Below are 17079 nucleotides of genomic sequence, written 5' to 3'. Positions count from 1 at the left end.
CCTGGCCAGCAGAATCATACACCGGAACAAAATGGCAATGGGCAATGCTGACGGCCTGCAGTCAGGAGCCTGCCTTGCCGGACTTATCCCCGGAGACTTCGGCAATGATGGCGTTGACCGCCGCTCGCGCGGCCTCAAACCCCTGGCCGGTGTCGATGACGAAATCGGCCTGCCGGCGCTTCTCGGCGTCGGGAACCTGCTTGGCCAGAATCGCCGAAAATTTCTCTTCGCTCATGCCCGGCCGCGCCAGCACGCGGGCGCGCTGGATTTCTGGCGGCGCGGTGACGACCACGACCTTGTCGACGCGGTCGCGGCCGCCGGTTTCAAACAGCAGCGGAATGTCGAGCACAACAAGCGGCGTACCGGCGGCACGGTTTTTTGCCAGAAAGGCATCGGCCTCGGCGCGGACCAGCGGGTGGACGATGGCTTCCAGTTTTTTCAGCGCGGCGGCGTCGCCAAGCACACGTCCGGCCAACGCCGTGCGATCGGTTGCACCGGATCTGGTCACGCCGGGAAAGGCGGCTTCGACCAGCGGAACGGCCTTGCCCGAATAAAGGCGATGCACGGTCTCATCGGAATCATGAACTGGCACGCCGGCCTCGGCAAACATTTTTGCCGTGGTCGACTTGCCCATGCCGATCGATCCGGTGAGGCCGAGCACGATCATGCCTTGGCGCCGATATCGGTGACGATCATCTGGCGCAGTTCGGCGGTGACCTCCGGCCTGATGCCGAACCAGCGTTCGAAGCCGGGCACGGCCTGATGCAACAGCATGCCGAGCCCGTCGACGGTCTTCAGCTTCCTGGCGCGCGCCGCGGCCAGCAGCGGCGTCTCCAGCGGCACATAGACGATGTCGGTGACGATGGCTTTGGCAGGCAATCTGGCCGGGTTGGCCGGCAGGCCTTCGTTGCCATGCATGCCGAGTGCCGTGGTGTTGACCAGCAGGCCGGCGCCGGCAAGTAGTTCGTTGGTTGCGCCGAGACCATGGGCGGTAACGCCGGCGCCGAAACGATCGCGCAATTCCTGTGCCCGCGCGAGTGTGCGGTTGACGATGCGGATGTCGCCGACACCACGTTCGATCAGCGCATGGATGACGGCGCGCGACGCGCCGCCGGCGCCGAGTACCACGGCCGGGCCGTTGATCGCCCAGCCCGGCGCATGGTCGTCCAGATTGGCGGCAAAGCCATGGGCGTCGGTGTTGCCGCCCCATAGATTGCCGTCCTCGAACCACAGCGTGTTGACGGCGCCGATCGTTTCGGCGGCCTCGTCGCGGCGCTCGACCAAAGCGAAGGCGGCCTCCTTGTGCGGAATGGTGACGTTGCCGCCGCGGTAGCCGTTCTTGCGCAGCCCAGCAAGGAATGCGGCAAAATCCGCAGGCGCGACGTCGATGGCCTGGTAGCTGCCATCGATGCCGTATTGTTCCAGCCAATGGCCGTGGATCCTCGGCGACCGCGAATGGGCGATCGGGTGGCCGGTGACAAAGGCTTTTTTCGCCATCTCAGCCATCGACAGCACCAAGGCTGCGAAGTTCGGCCAGCACCGACAAAAGCGGCAGGCCGACAATGGTAAAATAGTCGCCCTCGATCTGAGCGAATAGCTGGATGCCCTCGCCTTCGATCTGATAGGCGCCGACGCTGGACAAGGCCTTGACGCCGACGCGGGCCAGATGGCGGCCGATAAAGGCCGGATCGAGCTTGCGCATGGTCAGGCTGGCGATGCCGACATGCCGCCACAAAACCGCACCGTCACGAACCAGAACCGCGGCACTGTTGAGCTGATGGGTCTTGCCGGACAAAGCCAGCAGATGGCGGCGCGCGCCTTCCATGTCGGCAGGCTTGTGGAACACTTCGTCGCCAAGCGACAGCGTCTGGTCGCAGCCAAGCACCAGGGCGCCAGGCTTGCGCTCGCTCACCTCGGTGGCCTTGGCCTCGGCCAGGATCGCGGCAACGTCCTCCGGCGAGACGCCTTGCAAAGGCGCTTCGAGCGCGCGCTCATCGACATCCGCGGGCACCGCCTCGATGGCGACGCCGGCATTGACCAGCATCGCCTTGCGGAACGGGCTGCCGGAAGCGAGGATGATTGTTTCGGTCATTGTTTTATCGCGCCTGATTACCTGTCTAGTGGCCCAAGTAGAAAACCGTTGCATTCGTCGGCCACTGTAACGGCATGGATCCTAGGGTCTCCGCCACGTCGCTACGCTCCTGCTCCGCCCTAGGATGACGAAGGCGTGGTGGCTCTTTGGCTAACCGCGAATGTCGGAGTTCGGCATCTGCGCCGTTGAATAGCAGCTGATGGCAAATCGCAAACCTTCGAGATTGGCTGAGGCAATCGTCCCTTCGTCATCCTAGGGCGACGGTGGGTGTTAACAACGCGGCGCACGGCTCCAATTATCTGCTCTTCCCCCTCAGGGCAACGATCGCCGCCGCCGTCTCCTCTATCGAGCGGCGGCTGACATCGATCATCGGCCAACCATGCCTTGTGCAGATCTGGCGGGCATAGGCGAGTTCCTCGGTGATGGCGGCGCGGTCGACATAGTCGCCGGCCTCATAGTCACTGCTGTTGCCCAGCACGCGGTTCTGGCGGACATGCGAGATGCGCTCGGCGGTGGCGATCAGCCCGACGATCAGCGGCGTCTTGGCGCTGATCAGGCTTTCCGGGATCGGCACGCCAAGCACGATCGGAATGTTGGCGGTCTTGATGCCACGATTGGCGAGATAAATGCTGGTCGGCGTCTTTGACGTCCGCGAGATGCCGATCAGCACGATATCGGCGTCATCCATATTGGCCGGCAGCTGGCCGTCATCATGCTCCATGGTGAAGTTGAGCGCGTCGATGCGGCGGAAATATTCGGCGTCGAGAACATGCTGTGCGCCGACGCGTCGGCCGGCCGGCGTGCCGAGATAAGACTGGAACACGATCAGCACCGGCTCCAGCACCGAAACGCAAGGCAGGCCCATGGTTGCGCAGCGCTCGTCGATGCCGCGCGCCAACTTCTGGTCGACGACGGTGTAGAGGATGATGCCTGGTTCCTCCTCGATGTCCTCGAACACTTTGGCCACCTGCTTCTCGGTGCGGATGAGCGGATAGATATGCTCGATGGCGCGCGCATCCTTGTACTGTGCCGAAGCGGCGCGGCCGGCGGCGAGCAGCGTTTCGCCGGTGGCGTCGGAAATCAGATGCAGATGAAAGAAGCTCTGGGGTTTGTTCACAGGGTCCATTCCAGGCTGTGGGCGAATGTGGATAAACCGGACCGAAAAACCGGCCGGCTGGAAGCGACTGTATCAGATGGCAGTTTGTCCACAATTCGATGCGCTGTCGGCTTCGTCGGGCGGCTGGGGACAAGTCCGGGGACGCATTTTTTCGCCCATGCCTCATCCACAGCGGCAATTTCCTTGGCTCGACGACAAACCATTGACTCCAGTCGTAAATTCCCGACCTTCCACAAAGTTCTGCAATCCTTTTGGAGAAGCGCGCGACAATATGCTGGCTGGCCTTTATCGGGGCAAAGCGGGACAGGTGACAACCACCGATACCAACAGACTCTTAGAATCAGAAGATTCTAGAAATAGACTCTTTAATTATAGAGAAGGCTTAGGAAGAGAGCGCTCAATGCCCCAAGTCAGGACCATGCTGGACGTGCTGAAGGGGCAAGCGGTGTTTCCGCCACCACTCTGGATGATGCGCCAGGCCGGCCGCTATCTGCCGGAGTATCGCGAGACGCGCCGTCGCGCCGGTTCGTTCCTCGATCTCTGCTATGATCCCGACCTGGCTGTCGAAGTGACGATGCAGCCGATCGAACGGTTCGGCTTCGATGCCTCGATCCTGTTCTCCGACATCCTTGTCGTGCCGCATGCGCTTGGCCGTGACGTGCGCTTCGAGGAAGGAAGAGGCCCGCTTTTGACCCCGATCTCTGCGCCAGAGATTCTGGCTCTGGAGAGCGACGTGTTTCACGTGAATCTCGAACCGGTCTACGAGACGGTGCGCCGCTTGCGGGCAAAGCTGCCTGATGAAACGACGCTGATCGGTTTCTGCGGCGCGCCGTGGACAGTGGCGACCTACATGATCGCTGGCCATGGCACGCCCGACCAGGCGCCGGCACGGCTGTTTGCCTATCGCGAGCCGGTGGCGTTTCAGCAGCTGCTGAAGGTGCTGGCCGATCACTCGGCGCAATATCTCATCCGTCAGATCGAGGCTGGTGCCGACGTGGTGCAGATTTTTGATTCCTGGTCCGGCGTGCTCGACGACGCTTCTTTCGACTTGTTCTGCGTGCAGCCGGTGGCGGAGATCGTCCGCCAAGTTCGCGCCGTTTATCCCGAGGTTCCGATCATCGGTTTTCCCAAGGGCGCCGGCGCGCACTACCAGACCTACCGCCAGAAGACCGGTGTAACGGCCCTGGGGATCGACTGGACGGTGCCCCTGACGGCAGCGAAGGAATTGCAGCGCTCGGGTGCGGTTCAGGGTAATCTCGATCCCTTGCGGCTCGTGGCTGGCGGCAAGGCGCTATCCGATGGTGTCGGCGCGATCCTGAAAGCGCTGGGAGATGGGCCGCTGATCTTCAATCTCGGCCATGGCATCACGCCGGAGACGCCGATCGGCCATGTCGAGGCGATGGTGAAACAGGTACGGAGCGCGACACGCTGATGACCGACAACAATACGAACAGCACCAGCCAGGCGATGATACGCATGGCCGTTGGCATCGCCGCGCTGGTTGTTCTCACCGGGCTTTTGTATTTCGTCGCGCCCGACGGCTTCTATCCGTGGGCAAAGGCGATCCATATCCTTGCCGTCATCGCGTGGATGGCTGGCATGCTCTATCTGCCGCGGCTGCTGGTCTACCACGCCGATGCCGAGAAAGGCTCGGTACAGTCCGAGACCTTCAAGGTGATGGAGCGCCGCCTGCTGCGCGGCATCATCAATCCGGCGATGGTCGTTACCTGGGTGTTCGGGCTTTGGCTGGCCTGGAAAGGTTTTGCGTTCCAGGGTGGCTGGCTGCACGGCAAGATCGCTTTGGTGCTCTTGCTGTCCGCCGTGCATGGCTACCTCGCCGGCGCGGTGCGCAAATTCGCCGAGGATCGCAACGAAAAACCCGCGAAGCACTGGCGGATCGTCAACGAGATCCCCACATTGCTGATGATCGCCATCGTAATCCTGGTTGTCGTCAAGCCGTTCTAGACCATATCGGTCCCGTAAAACGCAGCTTGCTCTTTCACCCGACCGACGATAAAAGACGGGTCTTCCTTCCCGTCATGCGCCGCCCTTCATCGCTTTCGGCCGCGCCCGGCATTTGTCGCATCCCGCCGATATATTTTCCCCAAAGCAGATTCAGAGTCCGTCTATGCAAGAAATGAAACTCGCAGAGTTCAAGAACAAGAAACCGCCAGAGCTGATCGCCTATGCCGAATCGCTCGAGGTGGAAAACGCCAGCGTCATGCGCAAGCAGGAGCTGATGTTTGCCATCCTGAAGAAACTGGCCGCGCAGGACGTCGAGATCATCGGCGACGGCGTGGTCGAAGTGCTGCAGGACGGTTTTGGCTTCCTGCGCTCCGCCAATGCCAACTATCTGCCAGGTCCCGACGACATCTATATTTCCCCGTCGCAGATCCGGCGCTTTTCGCTGAAGACCGGCGATACGGTCGAAGGGCCGATCCGCAGCCCGAAAGAGGGCGAGCGCTATTTCGCGCTGCTCAAGGTCAACACGATCAATTTCGACGACCCGGAAAAGATCCGTCACAAGATCCATTTCGACAATCTGACGCCGCTCTATCCGACGTCGCGGCTGAAGATGGAAATGGAGGTTCCGACCTCCAAGGATATTTCTGCCCGCGTCATCGACCTGGTGGCGCCGCTTGGTAAAGGCCAGCGCGCCTTGATCGTGGCACAGCCGCGTACCGGTAAAACGGTGCTGCTGCAGAACATCGCCCACTCCATCACCACCAACCACCCGGAATGCTATTTGATCGTGCTTTTGATCGACGAGCGGCCGGAAGAAGTCACCGACATGCAGCGTTCGGTGAAGGGCGAGGTCGTGTCCTCGACCTTCGACGAACCGGCGGTGCGCCACGTCCAGGTCGCCGAAATGGTGATCGAAAAAGCCAAGCGCCTGGTGGAACATGGCCGCGATGTCGTCATCCTGCTCGATTCGATCACCCGCCTCGGCCGCGCCTACAACACCGTGGTGCCGTCATCCGGCAAGGTGCTGACCGGCGGTGTCGACGCCAATGCGCTGCAGCGGCCGAAGCGCTTCTTCGGTGCCGCCCGTAACATCGAGGAAGGCGGCTCGCTGACCATCATCGCCACCGCGCTGATCGACACCGGCAGCCGCATGGACGAAGTAATCTTCGAAGAGTTCAAGGGCACCGGCAATTCGGAAATCGTGCTCGACCGCAAGGTCGCCGACAAGCGCATCTATCCGGCCATGGACATTCTGAAGTCCGGCACCCGCAAGGAAGATTTGCTGGTCGCCAAGCAGGATTTGCAGAAGATCTTCGTGCTGCGCCGCATCCTGGCGCCGATGGGAACGACCGATGCGATCGAGTTTCTGATCGACAAGCTGAAGCAGACCAAGACCAATGCGGATTTCTTCGATTCGATGAATACGTAGGGGTCGAGCTGCGGATCCGCGGTTCGTTCCAAGCAAAGCTATTTGGAGCCCATTCCGAGAGATCGGGATGGGCCTCTTCATTTTGACCAAATCACCGTCGCAAAAGCCGTTCGAGCTCTTCAGCATCAGTCACCACCGGCAAACACACCTGCCCCGTGCAAAGCCAGGCGCCCGGTTTATCCGTCGGCGGCAGGATGCCACCCGGCAAAGTCGGTCGATTCGCTTCCGAACCAATCGCCACGACGATATCGACTCGTCTCGGATCAGGGGATCGATTCGCAACCGGAACGAGTCCTGGATTGGCGAGGTTGTCTATTAGCACCAGCTTCAATGGCTCGACCGCGAGGGCACAGGCGTTGACGATGCCGGCCTGGCCATAGGCCTGGTGTGCAGCGCGGCCGGCGGCATGCTCGGCGACTTTCCAGGCCTTTTCCTGCAGGTCGAGATCGCCGGTGACGGAGGCCAGTCGGACCAGGGCCTCGACGATCTGGCCGGAGGCCGAGGGGATCGCCTCGTCCACATCGCCCCTGATGCGGATCGGTACGTCAGTGCTGTCCGATGCAGTCAGATAGTAGCCGGTCTTGTCACTGTCCTGATGCCAGTGGTCGAGTTGTTCGATGAACCGGCTGGCCTGCTCGACATAGCTCCAATTGCCGGTTGCTTCGAACAGCGAGATCGCGGCGTTGGTCATTGCGGCATAGTCGCTCGACAGCGCCGGAAACAGTTTTTTGGCGCCGAGCATCGAATGCGGCAAGCGCCCGTCCTGGCTGGACTCGGCAATATGGGCGAAGGCTTTTTCCGCCGCTTCGATCCAGTCGGCCCGGCCGAGTGACCGCCCTGCCTCGGCAAGGGCTGCGATCATCAGGCCGTTCCAGTCGGTCAGCGCCTTGCCGTCGCGCCCGGGCCTGACGCGATGCTCTCTGGCTGCCAGCAGCTTTGCTTTTAGCGGGATGAGCTGGTTGCGATCGGCCACGCCTTGCGTCTGCCGGGCTTCACTTTGGTGGACGATCGGCTTGCCTTCCCAACCATGCGGGCTGGAAAGCATTAAGTGTTTGAAAAACAAGGTGGAGTCGTCACCGAGCACGGCTTCGATCTCATTCTCACTCCAGGTGTAGAACAGCCCCTCCTCGCCGTCGCTGTCGGCGTCCAGGCTGGCGGCGAAGGCGCCGTCATCGACGCGCATTTCTCGCAGCAGCCAGTCAATTGTCTCTTCGATTCGTACCCGGAACAAATCATTGCCGCTCGCCGCATAGGCCCAATTGCACAGGCGGATGAGGTGGGCGTTGTCGTAGAGCATCTTTTCGAAATGCGGCACCAGCCATTCGGCGTCGGTCGAGTAGCGGCTGAGGCCGCCGCCGATATGATCATAGATGCCGCCGGCCAGCATCTTTTCGAGGCTGAGCAGGACGGCGTCGCGATGCGATGTGCTGCCGTCGCGCAGCCAGGACAACCACAGGGTCTGCATGAACGGTGCATTGGGGAATTTTGGCGCCCCGCGCAGGCCGCCCAAATCCCGGTCGATCATGCCGTCGATGCCGCTAGCGAGATTGGCCAGCGTGTCGCGGTCCAGCACTGCCTTGGCATGCGTGCCAGCCAGCCGCGCCTCGACATGGTTGGTCAGACCGTCGGCACTCTGGTCAAGGCTTTGTCGCTTCTCGCGCCACGCCTTGTCGACCGCTTCCATCACCTGGATGAAGCCGGGGCGGCCGTAGCGCGCCTCGCGCGGAAAATAGGTGCCGCCCCAGAACGGCTTGCCGTCCGGGGTCAGGAACATGGTCAGCGGCCAGCCGCCCTGCTCGCCCATCGCCGAAAGTGCCGCCATGTAGATCTGGTCGATGTCCGGCCGTTCCTCGCGATCCACCTTGATATTGACGAACAGCCGGTTCATGACGGCGGCGACGGCATCGTTTTCAAAGCTCTCATGCGCCATGACATGGCACCAGTGGCAAGCGGCGTAGCCGACCGAAAGCAGGATGGGCCGCTCGAGCGCCTTGGCTTCGGCCAGAGAAGCAGGTGACCAGGCCCGCCAGTGCACCGGATTGTCGCTGTGCTGCTGCAGGTAGGGGCTGGCCTCTTCGGCAAGCAGGTTTTTGGCGGGCAATGTCACAATGGCAGCTCGGTGAATGGGATCGGGATTAAGCGGGCGAAGCTAGGGCGGTTCGACGGAGCGGGCAAATGATTTCAGCTGAGTCCATCGTTGCGCTGTCGAGCGGCCGCCTGCCCGCCGGCATCGCCGTTATCCGCATTTCCGGCCCAAGGAGTCGATTCGTAGTCGAAACGATTGCCGGCGGAAAGATTAAGGACCGTGTGGCGACCTTGCGCAAGTTACGGGCGCCGGACAAAACCGTGCTGGACAGCGGTCTGGTCGTCTTCTTTCCTGGTCCCGACAGCTTTACCGGCGAGGATATCGCCGAATTCCATGTCCATGGCGGCCGGGCCGTGGTGACCAAAATGCTGGAGACCATCGCCGGTTTTAATGGCGTCAGGCATGCGGAGCCGGGCGAGTTCACTCGCCGGGCCTTTCTCAATGGCAAGTTCGATCTGGTCGAGACCGAGGCGCTGGCCGACCTCATCAACGCCGAAACCGAGGCGCAGCGGCGCTTTGCGGTGCAGAACGCCCAAGGTGTGCAGAGTGAGCTTTATCTTGGCTGGCGCCGCCGGCTTATTCATGCGCGGGCGATGATCGAGGCCGAGATCGACTTTGCCGATGAGGACGATGTGCCCGGTTCCGTTTCGGATACGGTCTGGTTGGATGTGCGAAAGATGATTGACGAGATCGATCGACACGTCGCCGGGTTCCGCGCCGCCGAGATCATTCGTGACGGCTTCGAGGTCGTCATCCTCGGCGCGCCGAATGCCGGGAAGTCGAGTCTGTTCAACGCGCTGGCGCGGCGCGATGCCGCTATTGTAACGGATGAGCCCGGCACGACGCGTGACCTGCTCGAAGTGGTGCTGGATCTCGAAGGAATGCGGATTAGGGTGACGGACACGGCGGGTCTGCGCGAGGCTCCGGGCAAGGTCGAGGCAATCGGCATCGAGAAAGCCCGAACGAAAGCACGCGGTGCCGACCTTTTGCTGCTGCTGAAGGATATGCTGAACCCGGCAGAAGTTGGTGCAATGCCGGCCGACGTTCCGACGCTGAGGATTGGCACAAAAGTCGATCTGGTGCCGCAGACGCCGGCGACGCAGTACGACGCGGTCATTTCGACCACGGATGGAACGGGGCTGACGGAGCTGTTGGCGGATATCGGACGCCGCGCCGCGGCGCAGGCCGGCCAGGTCGGTGATATCCTGCCGTCGCGGCTTCGCCACGTCGAGCTGCTCAATGAGACGAAGCGCTTTCTGCTGTCGGCTTTTGCGGGAGATGGGCGTGGGCAGGAGTTGCGCGCCGAGGATCTGCGCCTGGCGGCGGACCGGCTTGGCCGCATCGTTGGCGCTGTTGACGTCGAGGATCTGCTGGATGTCATCTTTTCGCAGTTCTGCATCGGTAAATGACTCACGTGAAACACGGCCTGGCGGCTGGCAGATGACTCACGTGAAACACTAGGCCCCTCCGAACTGCCGTGACTCACGTGAAACAGGGCGACTGGGATGCCGGCGATGTTGTTTCACGTGAAACGAAGGGCCGTGCATTCTTGACAGCACGCCCATGCGGGCACATGTGTCGGGCGAACTGAAATTCGGGATTCTTGGAATGAACGATCACTATGACGTGGTTGTGGTGGGCGGCGGCCATGCCGGGTGCGAGGCGGCGAGTGCTGCCGCGCGCGCGGGCGCCAGGACGGCGTTGGTGACGCTGCGCTTCGACACGATCGGCGTTATGTCGTGCAATCCGGCGATCGGCGGTCTCGGCAAGGGCCATCTGGTGCGCGAGATCGACGCCATGGACGGGCTGATGGGTCGCGTCGCCGATGCTGCCGGCATCCAGTTCCGCCTGCTCAACCGCCGCAAGGGCCCGGCCGTGCGTGGACCGCGCACGCAAGCGGACCGCAAGCTCTATCGGCTGGCGATGCAGGCGGCGATCCGTGAACAGGCCGATCTCGATGTGATCGAAGGCGAGGTTCTCGATTTTGAGATCGAGGACGGGCGCCTGTCGGCTGTGCTTTTGGCAAATGGCCACAGACTCGCCTGCGGCGCCGTGGTGTTGACCACCGGCACTTTTCTGCGCGGACTGATCCATATCGGCGAGAAGAAGATCGTTGCCGGCCGCATGAACGAGCAGGCCAGTCTCGGTCTGTCGGCGACGATGAGCCGGGCGGGCTTCAAGCTTGGGCGACTGAAGACCGGTACACCGCCGCGGCTCGATGGCCGCACCATTGATTGGGCATCGCTGGAAAGCCAGGCGGCGGATGAACATCCCTCGCCGTTCTCGCTGTTGACCGACCGCATTGAGAATCCGCAGATCCATTGCGGCATTACCCGCACGACGCCGGCGACGCACGACCTGATCCGCGCCAATCTTGGCCGCTCCGCCATGTATTCCGGCTCGATCGAAGGTGTGGGGCCGCGCTATTGCCCGTCGATCGAGGACAAGATCGTCAAGTTCGGTGACCGCGAGGGTCACCAGATTTTCCTGGAGCCGGAGGGGCTCGACGACGACACAGTGTATCCGAATGGCATTTCGACCTCGCTGCCCGAAGACGTCCAGCTCGACATTCTGAAAACCATTCCGGGGCTGGAGCGGGCGGCCATGTTGCAGCCCGGCTATGCCATCGAGTACGACCATGTCGACCCGCGTGAATTGCTGGCGACGTTGGAGACGAAGCGGATTGGCGGGCTTTTCCTTGCAGGCCAGATCAACGGCACTACGGGCTATGAAGAGGCGGGCGCGCAGGGATTGCTCGCCGGCCTCAACGCGGCGCGCAAAGCAGCGGCGAGTGATCCAATCGTGCTCAGCCGGACCGAGGCCTATATCGGCGTGATGGTCGATGATTTGACCAGCCGCGGCATCAGCGAGCCCTACCGCATGTTCACCTCGCGGGCCGAGTTTCGGCTGTCGCTGCGCGCTGACAATGCCGATGAGCGGCTGACGCCACTGGCCGTGAAGCTTGGCATCGCCTCGCAGCGGCGGACGCAGCGGTTCAACGATGTCGTGGACGATCTCGACAAGGCACGACAGCTCGCAACCAGCACGACGATGACCCCGAACGAGGCGTCGGGTCACGGGCTGCAGATCAACAAGGACGGTGTGCGGCGCTCCGCCTATGAATTGCTGGCCTATCCCGGCGTCGATGTCGCCTGGCTGGCGCGAATTTCGCCTGCGTTCGGCGAAATCGACGCCAAGACGGCCGAACGACTCGAAACGGAGGCGAAATATTCCGTTTACCTTGACCGCCAGCAAGCCGACGTCACTCAGATCCGGCATGAGGAGAGCCGCCTGATCCCGGTTTCAGTCGACTTTGCCCATGTTCCAGGCCTTTCTAATGAACTGAAGCAGAAGATGCTGGCACGCCAGCCGCGCTCCATCGCCGATGCGCAGCGCATGGAAGGCATGACGCCGGCGGCGCTGGCGATCATCGTCGCGCATGTCCGCAACGCCGAGGCGTCCGCGCAAAGGAACGTTGCGTGAGCGCTGCCACATGGAAAAGCCTGCAAGAGGCCGCAGGCCCGGTTTCACGTGAAACATTCGATCGTCTGGTCGAATTCGAACGGGTCTTCCAGAAGTGGAACAGCCGCATAAACCTGGCCGCACAATCGACGCAGGACGATGTCTGGCGCCGTCATATATTGGACAGCGTGCAACTGGCGCGACTCGAGCCGGCGGCGACGCGCTGGGTGGATCTCGGCTCGGGTGGCGGCTTTCCCGGACTTGTGATGGCTTTTCTATTGGCCGAACGCGCCGGTGCCAGCATTGATCTGGTTGAAAGCAACCGGAAAAAAGCGTCGTTCCTGCAAGCAGTCGTCGGGCAGTTCAATCTGCCCGCGCGCATCATCGCGCGGCGCATCGACGACAGCTATGCGCTTGTTTCTGAACCGCAAATCGTCACGGCGCGAGCACTTGCCGCGCTCCCTGCCCTGGTTGATCTCGCGGCGCCGTGGCTGACAAAAGGCGCCCGCGGCCTGTTCCACAAAGGCCGGGATTACCGCGCTGAAGTGGAAGAAAGCGCTCACCGATGGTGCTTCGATCTGGTAGAACATTCGAGCGTCACCGACCCGCATGGGGTCATCCTCGAATTGTCTGCTTTGCGCCCGGCTGAAAATGAACTTCTGGCATAAATCCATGATGAAGAATGGCCCTCGAATCATCACCGTAGCCAACCAGAAGGGCGGTGTCGGCAAGACGACGACGGCCATCAATCTGGCCACGGCGCTGGCGGCGATCGGTGAAAAAGTGCTGATCGTCGATCTCGACCCGCAGGGCAACGCCTCCACCGGTCTCGGTATCGACCGCAAGGACCGCACCGTCTCCTCCTATGACGTTTTGACCGGCGAGCTGGACCTCGAAGCCGCAGCCATTCCGACGGCGGTTCCAGGCCTGTCGATCGTGCCGTCGACGCTCGATCTGCTCGGCATCGAGATGGAGATCGCCTCGGCGCCGGACCGGGTGCTCAAGCTGCGCAATGCGCTGCGTGCCGCGACCGAGCGCGGGGCGCCCTTCGGCTATGTGCTGATCGACTGCCCGCCGTCGCTCAATCTTTTGACCCTGAATTCGATGGCGGCGGCCGATTCGGTGCTGGTGCCGCTGCAATGCGAATTCTTTGCGCTGGAAGGTCTCAGCCAGTTGCTGGAGACGGTCGAACAAGTCCGCCGCTCGATCAACCCCGACCTGACCATCCAGGGCATCGTGCTGACCATGTATGACGGCCGCAACAACCTCGCCAACCAGGTGGTGCAGGATGTCAGGGCGCATATGGGCGACAAGGTCTACGAGACCATCATTCCTAGGAATGTGCGGGTTTCCGAGGCGCCGTCCTACGGCAAGCCGGCGATCCTCTACGATCTCAAATGCTCAGGCAGTCAGGCCTATCTGCAGCTTGCCTCAGAGGTTATCCGCCGCGAGCGTAAATTACGCGCTGCTTAATTAGCAAACAAGCCGATTCGATACCGAAACGATCTGGATAGAGAATGAGCGAAGACCTTTCACGGAAAAGACTGGGGCGGGGACTGGCGGCGCTGATCGGCGAGATCGATCGCCCGGCCGCGCCGGAAAAGCAGGGCCTGAACGCCGATGGCAAGGTGCCGATCGAGTTCCTGACGCCGAACCCGAAAAACCCGCGCCGGCATTTTGGCGATGCCGAGCTCACCGACCTGGCGCAGTCGATCCGCGAGCATGGTGTCGTGCAACCGGTGGTGGCGCGGCCGTCGCCGACACACGCGGGACGCTACGAGATCATCGCCGGCGAGCGGCGCTGGCGCGCGGCGCAGCGCGCCGGGCTGACCGAGATCCCGATCATCGTGCGCGACGTCAACGACCGCACTGCGCTCGAACTCGCGATCATCGAAAACGTCCAGCGCACCGACCTCAACCCGGTCGAGGAGGCGCTCGGCTACCAGCAGCTGATCGACGATCACGGCTACACCCAGGCCGATCTCGGTCAGGTGATCGGCAAGAGCCGCAGCCATGTCGCCAACACGCTGCGGCTGCTGAAACTGCCCGACGTGATCCGCGACATGCTGGTCGACGGCGCGCTGTCGGCCGGCCACGCCCGTACGCTGGTGACGGCCGAGGATCCGGCCGGTCTCGCCAAACGCATCGTCGAGGAGGGGCTGTCGGTCCGCCAGACGGAAGCGCTGGCGCAAATGCCGGCCGGCAGCAGCCCGAATGGAGCGCGCCCAGCGGCGAAGCCGGCGGACAAGGATACCGACACGCTGGCGCTGGAAAAGCTGATGACCGACACGATCGGCATGATCGTGGCCATCGAGCACAAGGGGAAGGGCGGCGTGCTGCGGGTGAGCTACCGGACGCTGGAGCAGCTCGATGAGTTGTGCCGGCGGTTGAAGCAGGAGCGGTAGGCTGCTGGAGACGTCACGGTATTTAGCCGGCAAATCATGTTCTAACGTAAGGTCAGGTTGTGGCGCTGATATATCGGTGATAATCACCAAAAAAAGCGGGCCTGCTATGCCGAGCCCTCAACAGAAACGCGCAGACCAGGCTTATCTGTCAGTGATCCGAGTTATCGGATCACTGCGATTGATCGGGCGCTTCCTTCCGCTTTGCCATGAGCCGGCGAATGGCCGGGACGACGAAGCCGTTGGTTATGAACAGGCCGAAAGCACCGCCCAAAAAAAGAACCCACCAGTGCACCTTCGGATTTGGCGACGAGGTGCAATAGACGAGGGTCGCCGCTATGGCCGAGAAAAACAAACACCCCGCGCAAAATCCTGCGTAGGTTGCTAGATTTTTCGCGGGATACTTCATGCCGCGAAACTACCATGGCTAAGGGCCGGCCGCTACGCCGGCCCTTTCCTTTTCGTCGCTGGCAATTGGCGAAATCGGCGCGGCTGCGTATCTCCCCCCTCGAGGGGGGAGATGGCCAGCAGGCCAGAAGGGGTCGTCTCATATCAGGCGCCGGCGCGGAGCGAAGGAGGTCGGCGCTTTACGCGCTGGGACCCCCTCTGTCGCCTTCGGCGACATCTCCCCCTCAAGGGGGGAGATCAGCCGCGCTGCGCCAGCCGACTGCTCTCCACCGCAATGCCAAGCAGCGCCTGCCGCTCGCGGCTTGACAGTGCCGAGCAACGGCGTAACCTAAATTAGATATGGCTTAAATTATCTGCCCTGGCGTGCCGATCAGTCGCGGCGAGGGTATTTGCCATTCCTACAATAGCCGTGAAATGGCACCGCCTCGCCAAAACGATATGCCGACGCGCCTGACGCAAGTGGGAGGTGCAAATGGCAGTCCGTTGGCAATTGTCCGGAAGTTACTTCGAAAATTGTAGCTGCGATGTCGTATGTCCTTGCCTGCTGTCCACCAACGCGCAGCTGACATCGAAGCCGACGCGAGGCGTTTGCGACGTCGGTCTGGTTTTTCACATCGACAAGGGCAATTACGGCGACGTTCGATTGGATGGGCTCAGTGTCGCGATGGTTGCGCACACGCCGGGTCCGATGGCAGACGGCAATTGGACCGCCGCCGCCTATATCGACGAACGAGCCGATGACAGGCAAACAGAGGCGCTCGGTGCCATCTTCACTGGCGCCGCAGGCGGCCCTATGGCGGTGTTGGCGCCCATGATCGGCACGAATCTCGGCGCCAAGAAGGTGCCGATAGACTACCGGATAGACGGCAAGAAGCGGTCGGCGGAGATTGCGGGCGTCATGCAGATGGCGGTCGAGCCGCTGCCGACAATGCGCGAGGACGGGCAGATGTGGGCGGCCACCGGCCATCCGATCAATCCCGACTGGCTTGCCCTGGCGATGGGGGCGGAAGGCAGTACATTTAGCGACCATGGCATGAGCTGGGACAATTCCCGCCGAAACGGACATTACGCCCCGATCAATTGGTCCGGCCAGCAGTAGCGTTGGCCGCATGGTCGAGGCGGATCCGCTGACGCTGCAGCGAAACATCATTCTGGCGATGCTGATCGCGATCGCTGCGGCGGCGTGGACCCTGCTTGTCTGGCAGCAGATGGGCATGGACGCGGACATGCGCATGGACATGTACTCACTCACCATGGGCATGGAGGCGCCGCTGTTTCTTGCCGTCTGGATGATCATGATGATTGCCATGATGTTTCCAACGGCCGCGCCCATGATCCTGACGTTTCACCAGGTCCAGGCCGGCAAACGGGGCCGGGGCGAGACCTTTGTCTCGAGCTGGGTGTTCGTGGCTGGCTACATGCTGGTCTGGGGCGTGATGGGCGTGGTCGCCTTTGCCGGTGCGGCGGGTGCGGAGATGCTTGCCGGGCATGTGGGATTGTCTACGGCAACGGCCGCCCGTATTGGCGGCGCGCTGCTGATGCTTGGCGGCGCCTATCAACTCTCCCCACTGAAAGATCTGTGCCTGGCCAAATGCCGCACGCCGATTGGCTTCATCCTGACCTCATGGCGCGATGGTTACCGGGGCGCGGTTCGCATGGGCCTGGAGCACGGACTTTTTTGCCTGGGCTGCTGCTGGCTTTTGTTTCTTGCGCTGTTTCCTCTCGGGGTCATGAACGTCGCCGCAATGGCCGTGGTCACCTTGCTGATCTTTGCGGAAAAGACCCTGCCGTCAGGAGAGGGGATCGCAAAGGTCTCGGGTGTCGCTCTGCTGCTTTATGGTTCGGCGGTGCTGGTCTTTCCACAGGCGCTGCCAACCTTCCAGCCGATGGGCGCCATGATGATGAATTGAAAAGGCCCTTCTCGGTTGCGGCGTTTGTATTTGGCTAAAGCGGTGGAGCTGCTGATCTCCCACCTTGAGAGGGAGATGGCCGGCAAGTCGCCGACGCCGCCTGCCGTTGCGGAAGGCGTCGGCGCCTCTCGCGCGGCGACCCCCTCTGTCGCCTTCGGCGACATCTCCCCCTCAAGGTGTCGCCTTCGGCGACATCTCCCCCTCAAGG

General features: G+C 62.0%; 16 protein-coding genes. 10 read left to right on the top strand and 6 right to left on the bottom strand.

From position 1 onward, the window contains the following. Positions 1–61 precede the first annotated feature (61 nt). From coaE to AC1DVW_RS26300, 4 genes are all read right to left on the bottom strand, one after another. Complete coding sequence (gene coaE / locus AC1DVW_RS26315) at positions 62–667, bottom strand: dephospho-CoA kinase (protein WP_477327018.1); 606 nt, start codon at positions 665–667, stop codon at positions 62–64. Continuing rightward, the gene (locus AC1DVW_RS26310) at positions 664–1506 is read right to left on the bottom strand and encodes a shikimate dehydrogenase (RefSeq protein ID WP_477327016.1); all 843 of its coding nucleotides are present in this window, start codon (positions 1504–1506) and stop codon (positions 664–666) included. The genes coaE and AC1DVW_RS26310 overlap by 4 nt, the downstream gene beginning before the upstream one ends. Beyond that, on the bottom strand, positions 1499–2092 hold the full coding sequence (locus tag AC1DVW_RS26305; RefSeq protein WP_477327014.1) for a Maf-like protein: 594 nt from the start codon (positions 2090–2092) through the stop codon (positions 1499–1501). The genes AC1DVW_RS26310 and AC1DVW_RS26305 overlap by 8 nt, the downstream gene beginning before the upstream one ends. A gap of 295 nt (positions 2093–2387) precedes the next feature. Beyond that, positions 2388–3209, bottom strand: a complete 822-nt coding sequence (locus AC1DVW_RS26300; protein ID WP_477327012.1) for a pyruvate, water dikinase regulatory protein — start codon at positions 3207–3209, stop codon at positions 2388–2390. 400 nt (positions 3210–3609) lie between these two features. Here AC1DVW_RS26300 and hemE point away from each other — a divergent pair, with 400 nt between their 5' ends. From hemE to rho, 3 genes are all read left to right on the top strand, one after another. Continuing rightward, positions 3610–4641: a uroporphyrinogen decarboxylase gene (gene hemE / locus AC1DVW_RS26295; RefSeq protein ID WP_477327010.1), complete on the top strand. Its 1032-nt coding sequence runs from the start codon at positions 3610–3612 to the stop codon at positions 4639–4641. Continuing rightward, entirely contained in the window at positions 4641–5174 is a 534-nt protein-coding gene (hemJ, locus tag AC1DVW_RS26290; RefSeq protein ID WP_477327008.1) for a protoporphyrinogen oxidase HemJ, read from the top strand. Before hemE ends, hemJ begins: the two co-directional genes overlap by 1 nt. A 163-nt stretch (positions 5175–5337) precedes the next feature. Further along, positions 5338–6603, top strand: a complete 1266-nt coding sequence (gene rho, locus AC1DVW_RS26285) for a transcription termination factor Rho (RefSeq protein WP_136621617.1) — start codon at positions 5338–5340, stop codon at positions 6601–6603. Positions 6604–6694: 91 nt separating this feature from the next. Here rho and AC1DVW_RS26280 read toward each other — a convergent pair whose 3' ends face one another. Beyond that, positions 6695–8710 (bottom strand): thioredoxin domain-containing protein, encoded by a 2016-nt coding sequence (locus tag AC1DVW_RS26280; RefSeq protein ID WP_477327006.1) that lies wholly within the window; start codon positions 8708–8710, stop codon positions 6695–6697. Between the two features lie 68 nt (positions 8711–8778). Here AC1DVW_RS26280 and mnmE point away from each other — a divergent pair, with 68 nt between their 5' ends. The 5 genes from mnmE (at position 8779) to AC1DVW_RS26255 (ending at position 14556) form a co-directional block, all read left to right on the top strand. After that, positions 8779–10098 carry a tRNA uridine-5-carboxymethylaminomethyl(34) synthesis GTPase MnmE gene (gene mnmE / locus AC1DVW_RS26275; RefSeq protein WP_477327004.1) on the top strand — a complete coding sequence of 440 codons (1320 nt, stop codon included), beginning with the start codon at positions 8779–8781 and terminating at the stop codon, positions 10096–10098. Positions 10099–10297: 199 nt separating this feature from the next. Continuing rightward, positions 10298–12172: a tRNA uridine-5-carboxymethylaminomethyl(34) synthesis enzyme MnmG gene (gene mnmG, locus AC1DVW_RS26270; protein ID WP_477327002.1), complete on the top strand. Its 1875-nt coding sequence runs from the start codon at positions 10298–10300 to the stop codon at positions 12170–12172. Further along, a complete protein-coding gene (rsmG, locus tag AC1DVW_RS26265) occupies positions 12169–12819 on the top strand; it encodes a 16S rRNA (guanine(527)-N(7))-methyltransferase RsmG (protein WP_477327000.1) in 651 nt (216 codons plus the stop codon). Before mnmG ends, rsmG begins: the two co-directional genes overlap by 4 nt. A gap of 4 nt (positions 12820–12823) precedes the next feature. Next, positions 12824–13624, top strand: a complete 801-nt coding sequence (locus AC1DVW_RS26260) for a ParA family protein (RefSeq protein ID WP_477240144.1) — start codon at positions 12824–12826, stop codon at positions 13622–13624. Between the two features lie 44 nt (positions 13625–13668). After that, a complete protein-coding gene (locus AC1DVW_RS26255; protein ID WP_477326998.1) occupies positions 13669–14556 on the top strand; it encodes a ParB/RepB/Spo0J family partition protein in 888 nt (295 codons plus the stop codon). Positions 14557–14725: 169 nt separating this feature from the next. Here AC1DVW_RS26255 and AC1DVW_RS26250 read toward each other — a convergent pair whose 3' ends face one another. Continuing rightward, a complete protein-coding gene (locus AC1DVW_RS26250; protein WP_477326996.1) occupies positions 14726–14962 on the bottom strand; it encodes a hypothetical protein in 237 nt (78 codons plus the stop codon). Positions 14963–15433: 471 nt separating this feature from the next. Here AC1DVW_RS26250 and AC1DVW_RS26245 point away from each other — a divergent pair, with 471 nt between their 5' ends. Both AC1DVW_RS26245 and AC1DVW_RS26240 read left to right on the top strand, forming a co-directional pair. Continuing rightward, positions 15434–16060, top strand: coding sequence for a DUF1326 domain-containing protein (locus tag AC1DVW_RS26245; RefSeq protein ID WP_477326994.1), 627 nt, complete (start codon positions 15434–15436; stop codon positions 16058–16060). A 58-nt stretch (positions 16061–16118) separates the two neighbouring features. Then, a complete protein-coding gene (locus tag AC1DVW_RS26240) occupies positions 16119–16871 on the top strand; it encodes a DUF2182 domain-containing protein (RefSeq protein WP_477326992.1) in 753 nt (250 codons plus the stop codon). The last annotated feature ends 208 nt before the right edge of the window (positions 16872–17079 follow it).

This window comes from Mesorhizobium sp. P3_B5 (assembly GCF_056402815.1).
This window is presented reverse-complemented; position numbering and strand designations above follow the sequence as displayed.

Excerpts from the sequence above, each read along its gene's own strand:
- coaE (WP_477327018.1), bottom strand. The coding sequence starts at position 667 with ATGATCGTGCTCGGCCTCACCGGATCGATCGGCATGGGCAAGTCGACC.
- AC1DVW_RS26310 (WP_477327016.1), bottom strand. The coding sequence starts at position 1,506 with ATGGCTGAGATGGCGAAAAAAGCCTTTGTCACCGGCCACCCGATCGCC.
- AC1DVW_RS26305 (WP_477327014.1), bottom strand. The coding sequence starts at position 2,092 with ATGACCGAAACAATCATCCTCGCTTCCGGCAGCCCGTTCCGCAAGGCG.
- hemE (WP_477327010.1), top strand. The coding sequence starts at position 3,610 with ATGCCCCAAGTCAGGACCATGCTGGACGTGCTGAAGGGGCAAGCGGTG.
- hemJ (WP_477327008.1), top strand. The coding sequence starts at position 4,641 with ATGACCGACAACAATACGAACAGCACCAGCCAGGCGATGATACGCATG.
- rho (WP_136621617.1), top strand. The coding sequence starts at position 5,338 with ATGCAAGAAATGAAACTCGCAGAGTTCAAGAACAAGAAACCGCCAGAG.
- mnmE (WP_477327004.1), top strand. The coding sequence starts at position 8,779 with ATGATTTCAGCTGAGTCCATCGTTGCGCTGTCGAGCGGCCGCCTGCCC.
- mnmG (WP_477327002.1), top strand. The coding sequence starts at position 10,298 with ATGAACGATCACTATGACGTGGTTGTGGTGGGCGGCGGCCATGCCGGG.
- AC1DVW_RS26260 (WP_477240144.1), top strand. The coding sequence starts at position 12,824 with ATGATGAAGAATGGCCCTCGAATCATCACCGTAGCCAACCAGAAGGGC.
- AC1DVW_RS26255 (WP_477326998.1), top strand. The coding sequence starts at position 13,669 with ATGAGCGAAGACCTTTCACGGAAAAGACTGGGGCGGGGACTGGCGGCG.
- AC1DVW_RS26250 (WP_477326996.1), bottom strand. The coding sequence starts at position 14,962 with ATGAAGTATCCCGCGAAAAATCTAGCAACCTACGCAGGATTTTGCGCG.
- AC1DVW_RS26245 (WP_477326994.1), top strand. The coding sequence starts at position 15,434 with ATGGCAGTCCGTTGGCAATTGTCCGGAAGTTACTTCGAAAATTGTAGC.
- AC1DVW_RS26240 (WP_477326992.1), top strand. The coding sequence starts at position 16,119 with ATGCTGATCGCGATCGCTGCGGCGGCGTGGACCCTGCTTGTCTGGCAG.